This window comes from Xanthomonas sp. PPL134, assembly GCF_040595915.1.
Taxonomy (GTDB): domain Bacteria; phylum Pseudomonadota; class Gammaproteobacteria; order Xanthomonadales; family Xanthomonadaceae; genus Xanthomonas_A; species Xanthomonas_A indica.
On record NZ_JAMDLL010000001.1, the window covers coordinates 294,359 to 309,404 of the forward strand.

Consider the following 15,046-nt stretch of genomic DNA (forward strand, 5'->3'; position numbering starts at 1 on the left):
CGCGATGCGGCAGGCGCGGCTCAGAAGAACTCGTCGAGCAGTTGGTGGAACTGCAGTCGCTTGCGGTCCGGCGTGGCGATGCCGTACGCGGCGAAGAAGCGGTCGGCCAGCGCCGGGCCGAACTCGTCCAGGCAATTGGCCAGGATCGCCAGGTCCTGGTACGGATCGGCGATGCCGGCGCGGCCGAGATCGATCACGCCGACGACGCGGTCCGGCGCGTCGAGCAGGATGTTGTCCAGCGAATAGTCGCCGTGGCACAGCACGCGTTCGCTGACCAGCGGCAGCAGCGCGGTCATCGCCTGCCACACTGCGTCCGCCGACCAGCCGGCACGCGCCGCGTCGAAGTCCTCCGTGTCGACCAGGCCCGCCTGCAGCCGCTGCTGCGCCGCGGCCAAGCGCAGCGGGTGGCTGGCGTCGAACGGACAGGTGTCGATCGGCACGGCATGGAAGCGACGCAGGAACTGGCCCAGCGCCTGCACGATGCGATCGGCCTGCGCGGGTGCTTCCTGCAACCACTGGTAGGCGGTCTTGCCCGGCAGCGCTTCGCTCAGCAGCCAGGCGCCGGCGGCGTCGGCCTCGAAATGCAGTGCGCGCGGCACGCAGCCGGTTCCGCGCAGCCAGTGCAGCCGCGCGAACTCGTCCACCACGTCGTCGTGCGAGGCGCCGCTGCCGCGCTTGAGGTACAGATCCGGCGTGCCGGCACCGCCGAGCCGGTAGACCTGGGCGCCGGCTTCGCCGACCAGGTTGCGATGCCAGTGCAGCCCGTGCAGCCGCGCCGACAGCGTCGGCGGCAGCGCCGGGGCGGTGGCGGGAATCTCGCGGGGCGGGGTGTCGTCCATCGGGGCGATCCTCGAGGCGTCATATGGAGGGCGAAGCCGTCGCCGTCGTCGCGACGCACGCGGCTGGCGACGAGGACGAGCGTGGCTGGTGTTCCAGCATATCGTCTCGCATACGCCAGAACGCCCGACTTGGCGTCCTCGACGTACTGGACGCGTGCGAACCGCGAGAGCTTGCCGCACCGCGCGCAGCATGTCGTGCCCTGTGCGCCGGTCGCAACAGCGACGACGCGGCGACGCGTGTCGGACTCAGGCCAGGCGGCGGGCTGCGCGGGGTGTCCCTTCGCTGCCGGGCGCCCGCGCCGAGAGCGTCTGCCATTCCTGCAGCACCTGCCTGGGCTGTTCGACGCTGAGCAGCAGCCAGCCGCCATCGTGCAGCGGTGCGGCCAGCACGCGATCGCCGGTGATCAGGCAGAACGCCCTGTGCCCGTCGCGGGTCCGGAAGTAGCCCGCGTGGAAACCGGGGTAGCCGAAACCGAACAGCTTCAATGCCGGCTTGAAGCCGGTGTGCTCGGACAGCGCGACCACGCGCGCGGCCTCCAGGCGCAGCGCGGGCAGCGGCACGCGCTTGGTCAGGAAGGTCGCTCGTATTTCCACCAGGCCGTCGTGCAACAGCACGCGCTGCCGCGCGAAGGTGGCGGTGCCGGCCACACCGATCAGAGCCAATAACCCGAAATGCCACCAGAGCGCGCCGGGCCGTGCGGCGTGCAGCGCAAAGGCGCCGATCACCGCGGCCACGAGCAGCAGCGGCAGCCACAGCCATACGGCCAGGCCCAGCCGACGCGCCGGCGCCACAGGATACTGCCGTGCCGGCGAGGGCGACGTGGATCGCGGCCGGCTCATGGGATGGCTCCGTGGCTGGCGGGCAGGGCGCGCACCCAGGCGACGGCATCGTCGATCAGGGCCGGGTCGACGTGGCCGGGCGTCGCGTACGCGGCCGGTCCGGGTGCATCGCGACGAGCGATACGCAGGTGGTTCACGGCGGGATCGCGGTGCTGGTCGGCTTCGACCGCGGCGAGGCCGCCGGCCTGCAGGCGATCCAGCAACGCGCCGGCGGCTGCTGCCAGCGCCGAGCGCGGGCGCAGCAGCGCCACCCGTGCAGGCTCGAGAACCCGATGCGGATGCATGTCAGAGCTCCCGCTTGAACATCATCAGCGGCTTGGTGCCCGGCAGCGCGAGGACGTTGACCAGTTCCCAGCCGAGCTTGCCGTGCTTGTTCAGGTCGGCCTGGAGTTCGTCCAGTTTCAGGCCCAGCATCAGCGTGGTCTTGGCCTCGACGGTGAGATATTCCCAGCGCTTGCTCATGATGTGCGTTCCTTGTCGTCGCCGGGCTTGGGCAGCCGGCCCGCCTTGCGCAGCGCGTCGCGCAACACGTATTCGATCTGCGCGTTGAGGCTGCGCAGTTCGTCGTCGGCCCAGCGCTGCGCCGCCGCCAGCACGTCGGCGTTGATGCGCAGCGGGTAGGCCTTCTTCTCGCTCATGACCGCTCCTGCCGCGCGGCGTCGCTGCGCCGCAGGTGCAGCAGCATCGACACGATCAGCGCGTTCACCGTCAGCAGCAGCGCGATCGCCACCGCATAGACGCCGACGCGCTGGCCGCCGGTCCAGTACAGCGCCGCCGCGCCGATCAGGATCGCCAGGCCGATCAGCGCCCAGCGCAGGCCCAGCCCGCGCGCGCGGTCGTCGCCCTTGCCGCCGACCCAGGCAGCGATGACCAGGGCCGGCAGGCCGGAGAGGGCGAGTGCCAGCGGCGCGATGGCGTGCATGCTCATGGACACGTCAGTACAGCGAGCCGGCGTTGACGATCGGCTGGGTGCCGCGGTCCGAGCACAGCACGGTCAGCAGGTTGCTGACCATGTGCGCCTTGCGCTCCTCGTCCAGCTCGACCACGCCGTTCTTCTGCAGCTCGGCCAGGGCCATCTCGACCATGCCTACCGCACCGGCGACGATGCGCGTGCGCGCGGCGATCACCGCGTTGGCCTGCTGCCGCTGCAGCATCGCCTGGGCGATTTCCGGGGCGTAGGCGAGGTGGCTGATGCGCGCCTCGATGACGTCCACCCCGGCCTGGGTCAGGCGTTCGTCGAGGTGGCGCTTGAGCTGTTCGCTGATCTCGCTGGGGTGGCTGCGCAGCGAGATCTGCCCGTCCTCGTGCTGGTCGTAGGGATAGCTGGTGGCCATCGCGCGCAGCGCCGCCTCGGACTGGATGTGCACGAAGCTCTCGTAGTCGTCGACGTTGTAGACCGCCTCGGACGCGTCCATCACCTGCCACACGATCACCGCGGCGATCTCGATCGGGCTGCCGTCCAGCTCGTTGACCTTGAGCCGGCCGCTCTCGAAGTTGCGCACGCGCTGGCTGACCTTGCGCTTGCTGAAGAAGGGGTTGTTCCAGCGCAGGCCAGGATCCTTGACCGTGCCCACGTAGCGGCCGAACAGGCTCAGCACCGCGGCCTGGTTCGGTTCCAGCGCGTACAGGCCGACCACCAGGAACAGCGCGACGGTCAGCACCGGGATCGCGACCAGCAGGGTCCACGGCATCGCCGATGGCTGCAGCACGCCGGTGGCGATGATCGCGCCGGCGCCGGCCACGAACACCAGGACCAGACCCACGATCATCGGAATGCCGGGCAGGGAGGAACGGGGCTGCTCTTTCATGGTGGACGTCCTTGGGTGGTTGGACGAGAAGATATCAAATTGATATCAGTTTGCAAGGGGCTGGGATTGGGGATTCGGGAATGGGGAATCGTGGAAGCGGGCCCATGGGGATGGATGGGGCCAAGAGACGTCTCGTGAATCGCACTCGCCACTGCCGTGGCTGCGCACGGCACCCGCTGCCTAAGCGCAGAAGGGGGCGAAGCTGCGAGGTAGGGGGGTATGCGTTGCGGCGACGGTCGGGAGATCGGCTTGGCGGGCGCGAGCCGATGTGCATGCATCGGCCGCGCGCGCTGCCGCGCCGGCGCCGATCCGGCGCTTTTGCCAATCCCGATTCCCGAATCCCCAATCCCGGCCGCCGCAGGCGGCCACTCACCCGCCCAGGATCAGCACCGGCGTGCGGAAACCGTCGAGATGGTGGGTGCCGGTGGCGATGTCGTTGCGGTAGCGGCCGGGGATCTCGATCTGGCAGCGTTTGCCGATGCGCACGCCGGGGCCGATGTCCACCTGCCGGCCGAGGGTGGCCTGGGCGCCGATCTGCGCGTCGGCACCGAGTGTCACGCCGGCCTCGATCCACGCCGAGGCGCCGACCTTGACCGCCGATTCCAGCACCGCCGCTGCGCCGATCCAGGCATTGAAGCCGATGTCGCAGTGCGCATCGACGATGGCGCCGGCGCCGATCGCGCAGTTCTCGCCGACGCGCGCGCTGGCCGCCACCTGCGCGCCGCGGCAGATCAGCGGCGGCATCTTGAAGCCGCGCGCCTTGAGTTCGCCCATCAGCTCCTGGCGGCGGAAGTTGAGGAACTGCGCGCCCCAGGCGACGAAGGCGGTGGCGCCGGTGTCGGCCAGCGCATGCAGGGCATCCAGGTCGAAGCGGTAGTCCTTGCCCTGCGCCACGTCCAGCGGGTGCAGCACGCAGTCCGGCGCCGCCTCCGCCCAGGCCGCGAGTGCCCAGCGCAGCAGCGCACCGCTGCCCACCACGTATTTTTCAGAGGACATGGCGGCCCTCCATGACGTCCATGTACCACCGTTCGATCTGCATGTTGGCGTGCTCGTAGTCGCCGAGCACGGCGCGCGGGGCGCCGGCGCGCAGTCCCGACTGCACCTGTTCCATGATGTCGATGTCCTCGCGCAGCACCTTCTCGGCGCCGTGCAGATGCCCCAGCAGCACCGCGTCGGAACCCGGATAGCGATGCTTCTTGCGCGCGGTGACGTAGTAGACCAGCAGGTCGGTGCGCTGCGCCGACACCGGCTGGTGGTGCTCGATGATGAAGGAATAGCCACCCGAGCCCGAGGCGATGTGCAGGTTCGGGTACAGCAGCCAGTTCAGATACCAGTCGTCGGTGCCGAAGCGCTCGACGTGCGCGTGCCAGGGGTAGTGCGCCATCGCCAGCAGCGGTTCGTTGAGGCCGCCGCTGCTGAACTCACGCAGGCGCGCCAGGTGCGCCTCGCGCGAGGCGCTGCCCTCGGCGTGGTAGTGGCGCGCCTCGGCGATGCCGGCATCGTCCATCTGCACCTGGAACTTGACCTGCTGCGCCAGCGTGCGTGCATGCACGAAGCGCGGATGCAGCGCGTCGCGCAGGTTCTCGTAGGCCAGCTTCCAGTTGAAGTTGGCCTCGAAGGTCGCCACCAGCACTTCGTCGTCGAACTGCTCGGAGGCGGCGCGCAGCATTTCCAGCGCCTCCAGCGAGAACTGCGCCTCCAGCGGCATCGGCGCGGCCGACAGGTTCACGAACACCAGCTTGCCGATGCAGGCCACCGCGAAGCGGCGCAGCCGCAGGCAGGCGCGCGCCTCCGGGGCCAGGCGGTAGGCATCGTCCTGGAACGGGATGTTGTCCACGCCGCCGTCGGCGCCGTAGCGCCAGCCGTGGTAGCTGCACACCAGCGGGCGCACGCCCTGCGGTTGTTGCTGCAGCGGGTTCTGCCGGTGCAGGCACAGATTGTCAAAGGCGCGCAGTTCGCCGTCGATGTTCTGCACCACCACATCCACCCCGCACACCGAGCGGCGCACGAAGGCGTTGGGCTTGTCCAGCAGCATGCGCGGCGCCACGAACTGCCACAGCGGCATCATCAGCTGGGTACGTTCGCGGGCGAACCAGGCCTCGTCGATGTACGCCTCGGCCGGCATCAGCGATTGCATGGGCACTCCCCGGCGGTGCGGCAGGGCGTGCCGTGGCGGTTTTCGGCGCTGCGTGCGTGCATGGCGACATCCCCAGTGACGCTGCAGAAGATAGCACTTCGCTGCACGCTGGCGATGGCACGGCCGCTGCGCTGCCGGCGCGGGGCGCCGGGCCGTTAGAATGGTGCCCCCTCTTCGCGCAGGCGCCGCCGCCATGGTCACTCTGGGAACCCCGCTGTCCGCTTCCGCCACCCGCGTGCTGCTGCTCGGCTCCGGCGAACTGGGCAAGGAAGTGGCGATCGAACTGCAGCGCTTCGGCGTGGAAGTGATCGCGGTCGACCGTTACGCCGATGCGCCGGCGATGCAGGTCGCGCACCGCAGCCACGTGGTCGACATGCTCGATGCGATGGCGCTGCGCGAGCTGATCGCGCGCGAGCAGCCGCACCTGATCGTGCCGGAGATCGAGGCGATCCATACCGAGACCCTGGTGGCGCTGGAGCGCGACCTCGGCCAGCGGGTGATTCCGACCGCGCGCGCGGCGCGGCTGACCATGGACCGCGAAGGCATCCGCCGCCTGGCCGCCGAGACCCTGGGCCTGCCGACGTCGCCGTATCGCTTCGTCGACACGCCAGAGGAGTACCGCGACGCGATCGCCGCGGTGGGCCTGCCGTGCGTGGTCAAGCCGGTGATGTCGTCCTCCGGCAAGGGCCAGAGCACCCTGCGCAGCGCCGCCGACATCGATGCGGCCTGGGAGTACGCGCAGACCGGCGGCCGCGCCGGCGCCGGCCGCTGCATCGTCGAGGGCTTCATCGACTTCGACTACGAGATCACCCTGCTGACCGTGCGCCACGCCGGCGGCACTGTGTTCTGCGATCCGATCGGGCACTGGCAGAAGGACGGCGACTACCGCGAGAGCTGGCAGCCGCAGCCGATGTCGGCGCTGGCCCTGCAGCGGGCGCAGGACATCGCCCGCGCGGTCACCGACGATCTCGGCGGCTGGGGCCTGTTCGGCGTGGAGCTGTTCGTCAAGGGCGACGAGGTCTGGTTCAGCGAAGTGTCGCCGCGGCCGCACGACACCGGCCTGGTCACCCTGGTGTCGCAGGAGCTGAGCGAGTTCGCCCTGCATGCGCGCGCGATCCTCGGCCTGCCGATTCCGTCGATCCGCCAGAACGGCCCGTCGGCCTCGTGCGCGCTGCTGGCGCACGGCGAAGGCGTGCCGCGCTTCGGCAACGTCGACGCCGCCCTGCAGGCGCCGGACACCGCCCTGCGCCTGTTCGGCAAGCCAAGCGTGCACGGCCACCGCCGCGTCGGCGTGACCCTGGCCCGCGGTGCCGATATCGAACAGGCACGCCAGACCGCCCGCGACGCCGCCGCCGCCCTCACCATCGATCTAGACGCATAAAACTGCGAGCGCTCGGAAAGCGGGGCCAAAGTGGACCCGCTTTCCCATTCCCCACTCCCGATTCCCCATTCCCGGCCCCTCAAGCCGGCGGCGCAAACCGCGCCGCGGCCAGGCGGATGCTCCACACCAGCTCCACCATCGCCAGGTTGTTGAGCAGCGCCTCGCCGCCCAGGACCAGCCAGTAGCCGGCGCCGTCGACCCAGAACGGCACGAACGACCAGTCCGGCAGCAGCAGCTGCGGCTCGCTGTAGAACGCCACGTAGCGGTGCGCGCCGTGCCAGCCGCGTGCGCTCTGGCGCTGGGCGAAGCCGGCGAAGTCGGCCGCGGCCACGCTCAGCGTCTCGGCCTGCTCCTGGTCCAGGCCGGCATGGCCCAGGCAGAAGCCGCTGTCGGAGGCCAGCACCGCGCGGCGTTCGGCCGACAGCGGCGCGATCACGTGCTGGGCGAAATCGTCCAGGCGGATTTCCGGGCCCGGCACGGCGCGCCGCAGCAACTGCACCCATTGCTGTTCGCGCGCGTCCTGCAGCAGGCGCTGCGCGTCGCCGCCCACGCGCTGGCGCCATTCCTGCAGCGACAACGCACCGTGCGCACCGAGCAGCAGTTGCAACGCGCGCTGCATGCGGTCGGGCGTGGCGCTGGCGAAGCCGTGCAACACGCCATGCGGCGTCGGCATCAGCCAGGTCGGTTCGGAGCTGGTCGGTTCGGGGACAGTCATCGCGGCGCACTCGCGCTGGAAAAGGAGAGGGCGTCGACGCTGCGGCCGCCCAGCGGCTCGCGTTGCTGCAGCCAGCGTGCGGTGCGGTCCCAGCGGTCGCCCAGGGCCAGTGCGTGGCGGCGCAGTTCGCGGGTGGCGAGCATGAAGGCGAGCTTGTCCTGGCAACTGATGCAGTAGTCCAGGAACTCGCGCTCGCAACGCGCCGCGGCGATCGGTGCACCGTCGCACAGAGCGTCCACCACCTCGCGCACCATCCGCCGCGAATGGTCCGGGCTGGCCCGGCGCACCCGCGCCGGCACGTCGGCCGACGGCCGCGCCAGCACGCTCCAGCGCGTGGCCAGGGCGTTGATCGGCAGCAGCGCATGTCCCTGGCTGTGGCGCTGGAACGCCTCGGCCACGTGTGGCGGCAGATGCGCTGCCGCCATCTGCAGCGCCAGCTGGCGCAGGGCGATGTCGTGTCGCGGCAAGGCCACGAACAGGTCGGCGAGCACGCCCTGGGTCGGTTCGTTGTCGTGCAGCTGCAGCGCGGCGTGCAGCCGCGCCAGGTGCGCGGCGGCGTCGCGCGGGTCGCGCAGCAGGGCGCGGGCATGGGTGCGCATCACCAGGCGTGCGGGATCGCGGGCGGCAGGAGTGGCCATGGGCGCCTCAGTCCAGCAAGGTGTCGATCAGGTCGATCATGAATTCCGCGTCCTCCATGGCCATCGCCTCGAAACCGCGCTCCAGGCCCAGCGCGTCCAGTACCGCCTGGTCTTCGCGGTGCGCGGCATCGCCGAGCGTGAGCAGGGCCTCGCGCAGCACCGGCAGTTGTGGCCCCAGGCGTGGATGCGCCAGCAGCACATGGCCGATGTCGCACAGCGCGCTTTCCACCAGCGGGCGCAGCCGCGCGCGGGTCAGCCGCGACAGGCCGTGGTAGGCGGTGGCCAGGAACAGGCCGGCGTCGGCTTCGCCTTCGAGCAGCAGCCGTGCCACTGCGGCATAGCTGCCGGCCGGGCGCCAGGCGATGCGTTCCGGCTCCAGGTCGGCCGGCTCCAGCAGGCGCAGGCCGATCAAGCGTACGTCGTGGTTGGCGGTCAGGGCGATGCGGCACCCGTAGGGCAGGTCTTCCACGCAACGCGCCGGCGCCTCGGCCGCGGTGGCGATCACCACCTCGTCGGCGTGCCCGCGCGGCCGCACCAGCGGCAGATAGCCGCGGTCGCGGATCAGCGCGCTGGCGTCGAAGGGGCTGGCGTACACCAGGTCGACGCCGCCGCCGTCCAGCAGTTGCCGCTGTTCGGTGGCGTCGGCCGGCATCAGCAGGCGCAGGCCGATGCCGGCACGGCGTTGCAACACCGTGCTGAGCAGGTACCAGCCGCCGAAGTATTCGGGCGCGAAGTCCGGCGCGACCAGGAAGGTATGGCTCATGCCGGCGTCTCCGCGCGCTCGTCCTGCAGCCATTGCGCGTACAGCGGCTGCAGCGCATCGATGCGTCGCCGCGAAGGCTTGCGTCGCACCGAGGTGAAGCCGACCACGCGGCCGTCGCGCACGTTCGGCAGCGCGGTGGCGTAGACCCAGTAGCAGGCGCCGTCGCGGCGCAGGTTCTTGACGTAGCCGTGCCACTTGTCGCCGGCCAGCACGGTCTCCCACAGCGCGCGGAAGGCGCGCCGCGGCATCTCCGGGTGGCGCAGGATGCAGTGCGGCGCACCGATCAGCAGTTCGCGCGGCCAGCCGCTGAGTTCGACGAAGGCGTCGTTGGCGTGGGTGATGATGCCGTCCAGGTCGGTGCGCGAAACGATCAGGCGCCCGTCCGGGTAGGCCACCTCGCGTTCGCTCCAGTACACCGTGCGGCGGCTGCCGTCGTGGTAGCGCAGTTCGGTGCTGCGGTGCGGCTCGTGCGGCGGATCCATCGGCGGCAGCGGCATGGCGGCCCCCTACAGGATCTGCTGCAGCGCCTGCGCGGCGCGCTTGATGTCCAGGAACACCAGGCCCAGCCTGGCGCTGGGCTTGGCCAGCACGGTGAGCACCGCCTCGCGGCCGGCCGCACTCATGATCACGTAGCCCGACTCGCCCTGGATCAGCACCCGCTCCAGCGCGCCGCGCGCCAGTTCGCGCGCGCTGCGCTCGCCCAGCGCGAGCAGCGCCGCGGACATCGCGCCGACGCGGTCCTCGTCCATGCCCTGCGGCATCGCCGAGGCGATCATCAGCCCGTCCAGGGAGATCAGCGCCGAGGCCTCGATGTCGGCGGTGGCGCCGTTGAGGCCTTCCAGCGCCTGTTGCAACTGTTGCGTTCGCATGCTCGCCTTCTGCTTGCGCATCCCGACCGGGTGCGGAGGGCATTGGACCGCGTCGGCGTGGGCTTGCCCTTGATCTGGATCAAGGCCGATGCCGGTGCGCGGCGCGGCAGTCGCGCGAACGTCGCGGGTGGGCCGTGGAAAGGCGTCGGTGCCGAAGGCGGTGAAGGCACGCGTGTCGGGGCTGAAGCCCCTCCCACACGGGCGCCGGCCGGTGCGACGCCTGCCGCGGGCTGCGCGGCAGGCGGTCCACGGGCAACGCGGGCAATGGTCTGCCAGAAACAACGCGGCGGCCCATGGAGCCGCCGGGGATGTGCTGCACGGGCCGCGTCGCGACCTGCGCGGTGTGCTCTCGCCTTCGCTTACCGTCCCGCGGCGACGTCGACCCAGACCAGATGGTGGTCGCTGCCGTCGGCGATGGCGGCGGCGGGATCGCTGGACGCCGGCCAGAACACGCCGCTGCCCAGGTAGCGGAAGTTGCGCGACGGCAACACGTAATCCAGGCGCATGGTGCCGGCCTTGGGGCCGAAATCGCCGGTGACCTGCTGCGGCGGGCCGCGATGGCCGATGCCGGTGGCCGCGTAGGCGCGGGTGGTTTCCTCGCCGCCGGCGCTGTGCGGGGTGGGGTATTGCAGCACGCGCGGATGCGTCACCAGGGCGCGGATCGCGTCGTGGCGGCCGTCGCCGTCGATCACGTCGTTGTTGAGGTCGCCGAGCATCACGAACTGCGCATCGGCGGCCAGTCCGCCGCAGCGGCCGGCGTCGTCGCACAGCCAGCGCGCCTTGCCGCTGCCGGCATCGTCCAGGTAATCGCGCCACAGCCGCAGTTCGTCGTGGTTGCGTGCGGCGTTGCGTTTTTCCGCGCCGTCGAACACTGGCGGGGTCGGATGCGACACCAGCGCATGCAGCACGCCCAGTGGGGTACGCACGGGGACGTCCCAATGCGATTTCGACGACAGCCGCAGTTGCGCCCACACTGCGTCGCTGTGGAAGAAGCGGCCGGTGGCCGGGTCGACCGGGCGCAGCGCATCGGGCATCGCGCTCCACTTCAGCAGGCGGAAGCTGCGCACCGCCGCGGTGTCGATCGGGTACCTGGACAGCAGCAGCATGCCGTACTGGCCGGGATGCAGGCCGAAACCCCAGGCGTCGTTGCCGCGCGCACGGCCTTCGCCGCCGACGTGGCCGTCGTTGTCCAGGTCCAGGCCGCTGGGCACGCCGGTATTGACCGGCGCCAGGTAGCGGTAGGGATAGCGCAGCGCCGCACCGCCATGCGGCTGCGGCACCGCCAGGTAGCGCTGTTCGAACAGGTCGGCGGCGCGGTGCGCGTCGTCGTAGTCGAATTCGTTGAGCAGCACGATGTCAGGTCGCACCTGCTGCAGCACCGCGGCGATCTTGCGCGCCTGCGCGCTGTCGCCCTGCAGCGCGGCGATCAGGCCGCCGGGTGCGTCGGCATTGAGCGAGGTGTTGTAGGTGGCCAAGCGCAGCGTCGTGGCGGCTGGCGCGGGGGCCTCGGTCATCGCAGGGGCGGTGGGAGCGGTGTGCGCGCAGGCGCCGCACAACAGGGTCAGGGCGAGCAGGAGGAGGCGTGATGTCATGCGCCAAGTTTCGCACGCGCTGCATGTCCGCACGATGGCGCGGCGACGTGCGGCGGCATCGGCTGGGCAGCGCGATATCGGTTGCCGGCGGCTAGCCGCCGAGCTGGCGCAGGTAGTCGTCGAAGTCGCGCCAGTGGCGGCCGTCGTAGGCCTGCAGCGGCCGGAAGCGGCGCTTGTAGTCCATCTTCTGGTGGCCGCGGATCCAGTAGCCCAGGTACAGATGGCGCAGGCCGTCGCGTCGCGCCCAGGCGATCTGCTGCAGGATCGCCAGCGTGCCCAGGCCGCGCGCGGCGGCGTCCGGGTCGTAGAAGGTGTAGACCGCCGACAATGCCTGCGCGGTGATGTCGGTGACGGCCACCGCCAGCAGCGGCCCACGCCGCCCATCCGGCATGCGTTGGCGCAGTTCCAGAAAGCGCCCGTGCGACCAGCGGCCGATCAGGAACTGGTCGAACTCGTGCGCGCCATGATCATCCATGCCGCCGCCGGGATGGCGATGCTGCAGGTAGCGCTGGTACAGCGCCAGTTGTTCCTCGCTGCGTTCGGCGGCGACGATGCGCACCTCGACATCGGCATTGCGCGCCAGGCAGCGGCGCTGGCTGCGATCGGGCACGAAGTCCTCGACCGGGATGCGCACCGCCACGCAGGCACGGCAGTGATCGCAGTGCGGGCGATAGACCAGGTCGCCGGAGCGGCGGAAGCCCCAGCTCAACGCCAGCGGATACAGCGCGCCCAGGCGCGGGTCGTGCGGGTCCAGCACCAGGTCGCGGGCTTGCCGCTCGGGCCAGTAGCCGCACGCGTGCTGGCCGGTCTGGAACAGCCGCAGGTCGTCGCTGGCGTCGGAATGGATGGCCATGCGCCGAGCATAGCGCTTCGCCATCGCAGGAGCCGCGACTGTCCCGTCCATGAATACGCCCGGCGGCGGGTCAACCACGGCGACGGCGGGGCGTTGTCTGCAGGGAAGGCGCCACCGCGCCGGCCCGTTGCGCGGGCCGCCCGCGGCGCCGGACGCCTGCCGTCCTGGCAGGTTCCTCATCATCCTCAGGGAGTGACCCATGAAGTCTCGCAACCCGCTGCTCGCCCTGGCCGTGCTGGCCGTCCTGTCCGGTGCCGCCTACGCCGCCGTTCCGCCGCCGCCGGCCGATCCCGCCGCGCCCGCCGCTGCCGGCGGCATCGCCGCGCTCGACAAGAACGGCGATGGCGTCATCGACCGCAGCGAAGCCGCCGCCGATCCGCGCCTGGCCGAACATTTCGACGCGCTGGACAAGAACCACGACGGCAAGCTCAGCCGCGACGAGTGGCCGCGGCACGGCCGCCACGGCGGTCCGGGTGGCCCGGGTGGACACGGCGTGCCCGGCGCGATGATGGCCAAGCTGGACACCAACAACGACGGCCGCATCAGCCGCGCCGAAGCGCAGGCCGATCCCAAGCTCGCCGCGCGCTTCGACAAGATGGACGTGAACAAGGACGGCTACATCGACCGTGCCGACTTCGAGCTGCGCGCCAAGCAGCATCGCGATGCCTGGTTCACCGCGGCCGATACCAACAAGGACGGCATGCTCAGCCGCGCCGAGTTCGATGCGGCACAGGCCAAGCGCTGGGCGCATCGCCCGGGCGGACCGCGCGGTGGCGACACGCCGCCGCCGCCGATGCCGGCGCCGGACAACAACTGAGTCATTCGCCGCAACACGGCTTCACTGCATCAAGGCGCCGATCGACCGCGCCCCTGTACCGCAAGGTGCAGGGGCGTTTTGCTGTGGGGAGGCGGGCATTCGCGCGCTGTCGCGACGCAGCGTCGCGGCGTGCAGGCGTGGGTGGCGTGCGCAGTGCGGCGCAGACAGGCAGGATGCTGCAGCAGTAAGGGCAGCGCCGCAGCCGATGCGCGCGGCACGGCGCCGCGCGCGCTGCCTCAGTTGCCGCGCGGCGCCGGCTGCACGCGCACGCGCACTTCGTCGCTGCCGGTGTCCTGCGCCGGTGGCGTGGCCTGCTGCGTCGCGGCAGGCTGGGCCGGCGCGGCAGTAGGCGCGCGGTTGTCGCGGTGGCGCAGCACCGTCACCAGCGCCGCCGCGCCGATCGCCAGCAGCAGGGCGATGCGGATGCGCCAGGCCCAGCGCTTGCCGGCGTCCACTTCCACCTGCGAGCGGAACTCGTTCAAGTACGGCGCACGGCCCTGTTCGGGGTCGCGGCGGGTGCTGTCGAGCAGGCCGGCGTCGCGCAGCAGTTCGCGCGCACGCGGCTGGTCGTTGGCATGCACCACCCACACCGTGGGCTGGGCCTGCGCCGCTACCGGGTCGAGATAGCTGAACTGGCCGCTGCGGCGGCTGCGGTAGGAGCGGCCGTTGCTCAGCCGCACCTCGATACCGGCATCGCGCAGCAGCGCGGCCACGCCTTCGGCGGTTTCCACGCGCTGGCTGCTGAAGATCTGACGCATGTCGGTGTCCTCAGCGCTTCGCCGGAACCTGCGCCGCGGCGCCGGCGTCGGGCACCACGCGGATCAGGCCTTCCTGCGCGGTGCTGGCCACCAGGGTGCCGTCGCGGGTAAAGAACTGCCCGCGCGCCAGGCCGCGCGCACCCTGCGCGCTGGGGCTGTCCAGCGAGTACAGCAGCCAGTCGTCGGCGCGGAACGGGCGATGGAACCACAGCGCGTGATCGAGCGAGGCCATCTGCACGTTCGGCGTGTAGTAGCTGATGCCGTGCGGGAAGGTGGCGGTGCCGAGCAGGTGGAAGTCCGAGGCATAGGCGAGCAGCGCCTGGTGCAGTTCCGGCGCATCGCCGACCGGCTCGCTCAGGCGCAGCCACATCTGCTGGAAGGGCGGGCGCTTGGGCGGATTCAGTTCGTCGCGCGGATACACGTGGCGGAACTCGAACGGGCCGCCGCGCGAGAGCCAGCGCTGCACCTTGGTCGGCAGCGTCGCCAGCACTTCCGGGCGGGCCGCCGGGGTCGGTTCGATGTCTTCCGGCTGCGGCACTTCCGGCATCTTCAGCTGGTGGGTGGCGCCGTCTTCCTGTTCCTGGAACGAGGCCGCGCAGAAGAAGATCACCTTGCCGTGCTGGATCGCGGTGACCCGGCGCACCGAAAAGCTGCCGCCGTCGCGGGTGCGGTCCACGTCGTAGACGATGGGATGCTCGATGTCGCCGGCACGCAGGAAGTAGGCGTGCAGCGAGTGCACGCGGCGCGCGTTCTCCACTGTGGCCTGCGCTGCCGACAGCGCCTGGCCCAGCACCTGGCCGCCGAACACGTACTTGGTGCCGATGTCGCGGCTCTGGCCGCGGAACAGGTTGTCCTCCAGCCGCTCCAGCGACAGCAGCTCGATCAGTTCGGAGACGACGGGGGCGGGCTTGGCGGACAAGAGGCGGGGCCTGGCGACGGACGTGCGCCGATTATACCGGGCCGTCCGCGCGCGCCTGCGGCCGCGCGATCGCTCGGGCCTGGGCGCACGTCTTCTGTCCCGCTCACCCGGACGCGT

The 15,046-nt window shown here is 71.0% G+C and carries 20 protein-coding genes; 2 read left to right on the forward strand and 18 right to left on the reverse strand.

The genetic code is table 11. The annotated features are described in order from the left end of the window. Positions 1 to 20: 20 nt before the first annotated feature. The 9 genes from M3U25_RS01325 to M3U25_RS01365 form a co-directional block, all read right to left on the reverse strand. Positions 21 to 839: an APH(3') family aminoglycoside O-phosphotransferase gene (locus tag M3U25_RS01325; protein WP_355495758.1), complete on the reverse strand. Its 819-nt coding sequence runs from the start codon at positions 837 to 839 to the stop codon at positions 21 to 23. 246 nt (positions 840 to 1,085) lie between these two features. Then, positions 1,086 to 1,679, reverse strand: a complete 594-nt coding sequence (locus M3U25_RS01330; protein WP_355495755.1) for a hypothetical protein — start codon at positions 1,677 to 1,679, stop codon at positions 1,086 to 1,088. Next, positions 1,676 to 1,963, reverse strand: a complete 288-nt coding sequence (locus M3U25_RS01335) for a hypothetical protein (RefSeq protein ID WP_355495752.1) — start codon at positions 1,961 to 1,963, stop codon at positions 1,676 to 1,678. Before M3U25_RS01335 ends, M3U25_RS01330 begins: the two co-directional genes overlap by 4 nt. Position 1,964: 1 nt before the next feature. Beyond that, positions 1,965 to 2,141 (reverse strand): DUF4177 domain-containing protein, encoded by a 177-nt coding sequence (locus M3U25_RS01340; RefSeq protein WP_355495749.1) that lies wholly within the window; start codon positions 2,139 to 2,141, stop codon positions 1,965 to 1,967. Next, positions 2,138 to 2,317 carry an Arc family DNA binding domain-containing protein gene (locus M3U25_RS01345; RefSeq protein ID WP_148828821.1) on the reverse strand — a complete coding sequence of 60 codons (180 nt, stop codon included), beginning with the start codon at positions 2,315 to 2,317 and terminating at the stop codon, positions 2,138 to 2,140. The genes M3U25_RS01340 and M3U25_RS01345 overlap by 4 nt, the downstream gene beginning before the upstream one ends. Next, positions 2,314 to 2,601, reverse strand: coding sequence for a hypothetical protein (locus M3U25_RS01350; RefSeq protein WP_355496353.1), 288 nt, complete (start codon positions 2,599 to 2,601; stop codon positions 2,314 to 2,316). Before M3U25_RS01350 ends, M3U25_RS01345 begins: the two co-directional genes overlap by 4 nt. A gap of 13 nt (positions 2,602 to 2,614) precedes the next feature. Then, positions 2,615 to 3,487, reverse strand: a complete 873-nt coding sequence (locus tag M3U25_RS01355; protein WP_355495746.1) for an SPFH domain-containing protein — start codon at positions 3,485 to 3,487, stop codon at positions 2,615 to 2,617. A 369-nt stretch (positions 3,488 to 3,856) separates the two neighbouring features. Then, complete coding sequence (locus M3U25_RS01360; protein WP_355495743.1) at positions 3,857 to 4,483, reverse strand: DapH/DapD/GlmU-related protein; 627 nt, start codon at positions 4,481 to 4,483, stop codon at positions 3,857 to 3,859. After that, the gene (locus M3U25_RS01365) at positions 4,473 to 5,624 is read right to left on the reverse strand and encodes a Rieske 2Fe-2S domain-containing protein (RefSeq protein ID WP_355495740.1); all 1,152 of its coding nucleotides are present in this window, start codon (positions 5,622 to 5,624) and stop codon (positions 4,473 to 4,475) included. Before M3U25_RS01365 ends, M3U25_RS01360 begins: the two co-directional genes overlap by 11 nt. Before the next feature lie 193 nt (positions 5,625 to 5,817). Here M3U25_RS01365 and purT point away from each other — a divergent pair, with 193 nt between their 5' ends. Next, entirely contained in the window at positions 5,818 to 7,005 is a 1,188-nt protein-coding gene (purT, locus tag M3U25_RS01370; RefSeq protein WP_355495737.1) for a formate-dependent phosphoribosylglycinamide formyltransferase, read from the forward strand. Positions 7,006 to 7,084: 79 nt separating this feature from the next. On the opposite strand, the gene M3U25_RS01375 is transcribed toward purT, so the two are convergent. The 7 genes from M3U25_RS01375 to M3U25_RS01405 all read right to left on the reverse strand — a co-directional run bounded on the left by M3U25_RS01375 (position 7,085) and on the right by M3U25_RS01405 (position 12,513). After that, positions 7,085 to 7,720: a hypothetical protein gene (locus tag M3U25_RS01375; protein ID WP_355495734.1), complete on the reverse strand. Its 636-nt coding sequence runs from the start codon at positions 7,718 to 7,720 to the stop codon at positions 7,085 to 7,087. Then, the gene (locus tag M3U25_RS01380; protein ID WP_242156472.1) at positions 7,717 to 8,358 is read right to left on the reverse strand and encodes a hypothetical protein; all 642 of its coding nucleotides are present in this window, start codon (positions 8,356 to 8,358) and stop codon (positions 7,717 to 7,719) included. Before M3U25_RS01380 ends, M3U25_RS01375 begins: the two co-directional genes overlap by 4 nt. 7 nt (positions 8,359 to 8,365) lie before the next feature. After that, complete coding sequence (locus tag M3U25_RS01385; protein WP_355495730.1) at positions 8,366 to 9,121, reverse strand: PhnD/SsuA/transferrin family substrate-binding protein; 756 nt, start codon at positions 9,119 to 9,121, stop codon at positions 8,366 to 8,368. Beyond that, the gene (locus tag M3U25_RS01390; protein WP_160947634.1) at positions 9,118 to 9,618 is read right to left on the reverse strand and encodes a PAS domain-containing protein; all 501 of its coding nucleotides are present in this window, start codon (positions 9,616 to 9,618) and stop codon (positions 9,118 to 9,120) included. Before M3U25_RS01390 ends, M3U25_RS01385 begins: the two co-directional genes overlap by 4 nt. A gap of 9 nt (positions 9,619 to 9,627) precedes the next feature. Beyond that, entirely contained in the window at positions 9,628 to 10,011 is a 384-nt protein-coding gene (locus tag M3U25_RS01395) for a roadblock/LC7 domain-containing protein (protein WP_355495727.1), read from the reverse strand. A 338-nt stretch (positions 10,012 to 10,349) separates the two neighbouring features. Beyond that, positions 10,350 to 11,582 (reverse strand): endonuclease/exonuclease/phosphatase family protein, encoded by a 1,233-nt coding sequence (locus M3U25_RS01400; RefSeq protein ID WP_355495724.1) that lies wholly within the window; start codon positions 11,580 to 11,582, stop codon positions 10,350 to 10,352. 91 nt (positions 11,583 to 11,673) lie between these two features. Continuing rightward, positions 11,674 to 12,513, reverse strand: a complete 840-nt coding sequence (locus M3U25_RS01405) for an arginyltransferase (protein ID WP_355495721.1) — start codon at positions 12,511 to 12,513, stop codon at positions 11,674 to 11,676. A 121-nt stretch (positions 12,514 to 12,634) separates the two neighbouring features. Here M3U25_RS01405 and M3U25_RS01410 point away from each other — a divergent pair, with 121 nt between their 5' ends. Further along, positions 12,635 to 13,252, forward strand: a complete 618-nt coding sequence (locus tag M3U25_RS01410) for an EF-hand domain-containing protein (protein WP_355495718.1) — start codon at positions 12,635 to 12,637, stop codon at positions 13,250 to 13,252. A gap of 236 nt (positions 13,253 to 13,488) precedes the next feature. Here the strand turns inward: M3U25_RS01410 and M3U25_RS01415 are convergent, their stop codons facing one another. Further along, a complete protein-coding gene (locus M3U25_RS01415) occupies positions 13,489 to 14,010 on the reverse strand; it encodes a DUF2007 domain-containing protein (RefSeq protein WP_355495715.1) in 522 nt (173 codons plus the stop codon). Between the two features lie 10 nt (positions 14,011 to 14,020). Beyond that, positions 14,021 to 14,929, reverse strand: coding sequence for an acyl-CoA thioesterase II (gene tesB, locus M3U25_RS01420; protein WP_242156478.1), 909 nt, complete (start codon positions 14,927 to 14,929; stop codon positions 14,021 to 14,023). Positions 14,930 to 15,046 lie beyond the last annotated feature (117 nt).

Coding starts and splice junctions, on each gene's coding strand:
- M3U25_RS01325 (WP_355495758.1), bottom strand. CDS start 839: ATGGACGACACCCCGCCCCGCGAGATTCCCGCCACCGCCCCGGCGCTG.
- M3U25_RS01330 (WP_355495755.1), bottom strand. CDS start 1,679: ATGAGCCGGCCGCGATCCACGTCGCCCTCGCCGGCACGGCAGTATCCT.
- M3U25_RS01335 (WP_355495752.1), bottom strand. CDS start 1,963: ATGCATCCGCATCGGGTTCTCGAGCCTGCACGGGTGGCGCTGCTGCGC.
- M3U25_RS01340 (WP_355495749.1), bottom strand. CDS start 2,141: ATGAGCAAGCGCTGGGAATATCTCACCGTCGAGGCCAAGACCACGCTG.
- M3U25_RS01345 (WP_148828821.1), bottom strand. CDS start 2,317: ATGAGCGAGAAGAAGGCCTACCCGCTGCGCATCAACGCCGACGTGCTG.
- M3U25_RS01350 (WP_355496353.1), bottom strand. CDS start 2,601: ATGCACGCCATCGCGCCGCTGGCACTCGCCCTCTCCGGCCTGCCGGCC.
- M3U25_RS01355 (WP_355495746.1), bottom strand. CDS start 3,487: ATGAAAGAGCAGCCCCGTTCCTCCCTGCCCGGCATTCCGATGATCGTG.
- M3U25_RS01360 (WP_355495743.1), bottom strand. CDS start 4,483: ATGTCCTCTGAAAAATACGTGGTGGGCAGCGGTGCGCTGCTGCGCTGG.
- M3U25_RS01365 (WP_355495740.1), bottom strand. CDS start 5,624: ATGCAATCGCTGATGCCGGCCGAGGCGTACATCGACGAGGCCTGGTTC.
- purT (WP_355495737.1), top strand. CDS start 5,818: ATGGTCACTCTGGGAACCCCGCTGTCCGCTTCCGCCACCCGCGTGCTG.
- M3U25_RS01375 (WP_355495734.1), bottom strand. CDS start 7,720: ATGACTGTCCCCGAACCGACCAGCTCCGAACCGACCTGGCTGATGCCG.
- M3U25_RS01380 (WP_242156472.1), bottom strand. CDS start 8,358: ATGGCCACTCCTGCCGCCCGCGATCCCGCACGCCTGGTGATGCGCACC.
- M3U25_RS01385 (WP_355495730.1), bottom strand. CDS start 9,121: ATGAGCCATACCTTCCTGGTCGCGCCGGACTTCGCGCCCGAATACTTC.
- M3U25_RS01390 (WP_160947634.1), bottom strand. CDS start 9,618: ATGCCGCTGCCGCCGATGGATCCGCCGCACGAGCCGCACCGCAGCACC.
- M3U25_RS01395 (WP_355495727.1), bottom strand. CDS start 10,011: ATGCGCAAGCAGAAGGCGAGCATGCGAACGCAACAGTTGCAACAGGCG.
- M3U25_RS01400 (WP_355495724.1), bottom strand. CDS start 11,582: ATGACATCACGCCTCCTCCTGCTCGCCCTGACCCTGTTGTGCGGCGCC.
- M3U25_RS01410 (WP_355495718.1), top strand. CDS start 12,635: ATGAAGTCTCGCAACCCGCTGCTCGCCCTGGCCGTGCTGGCCGTCCTG.
- M3U25_RS01415 (WP_355495715.1), bottom strand. CDS start 14,010: ATGCGTCAGATCTTCAGCAGCCAGCGCGTGGAAACCGCCGAAGGCGTG.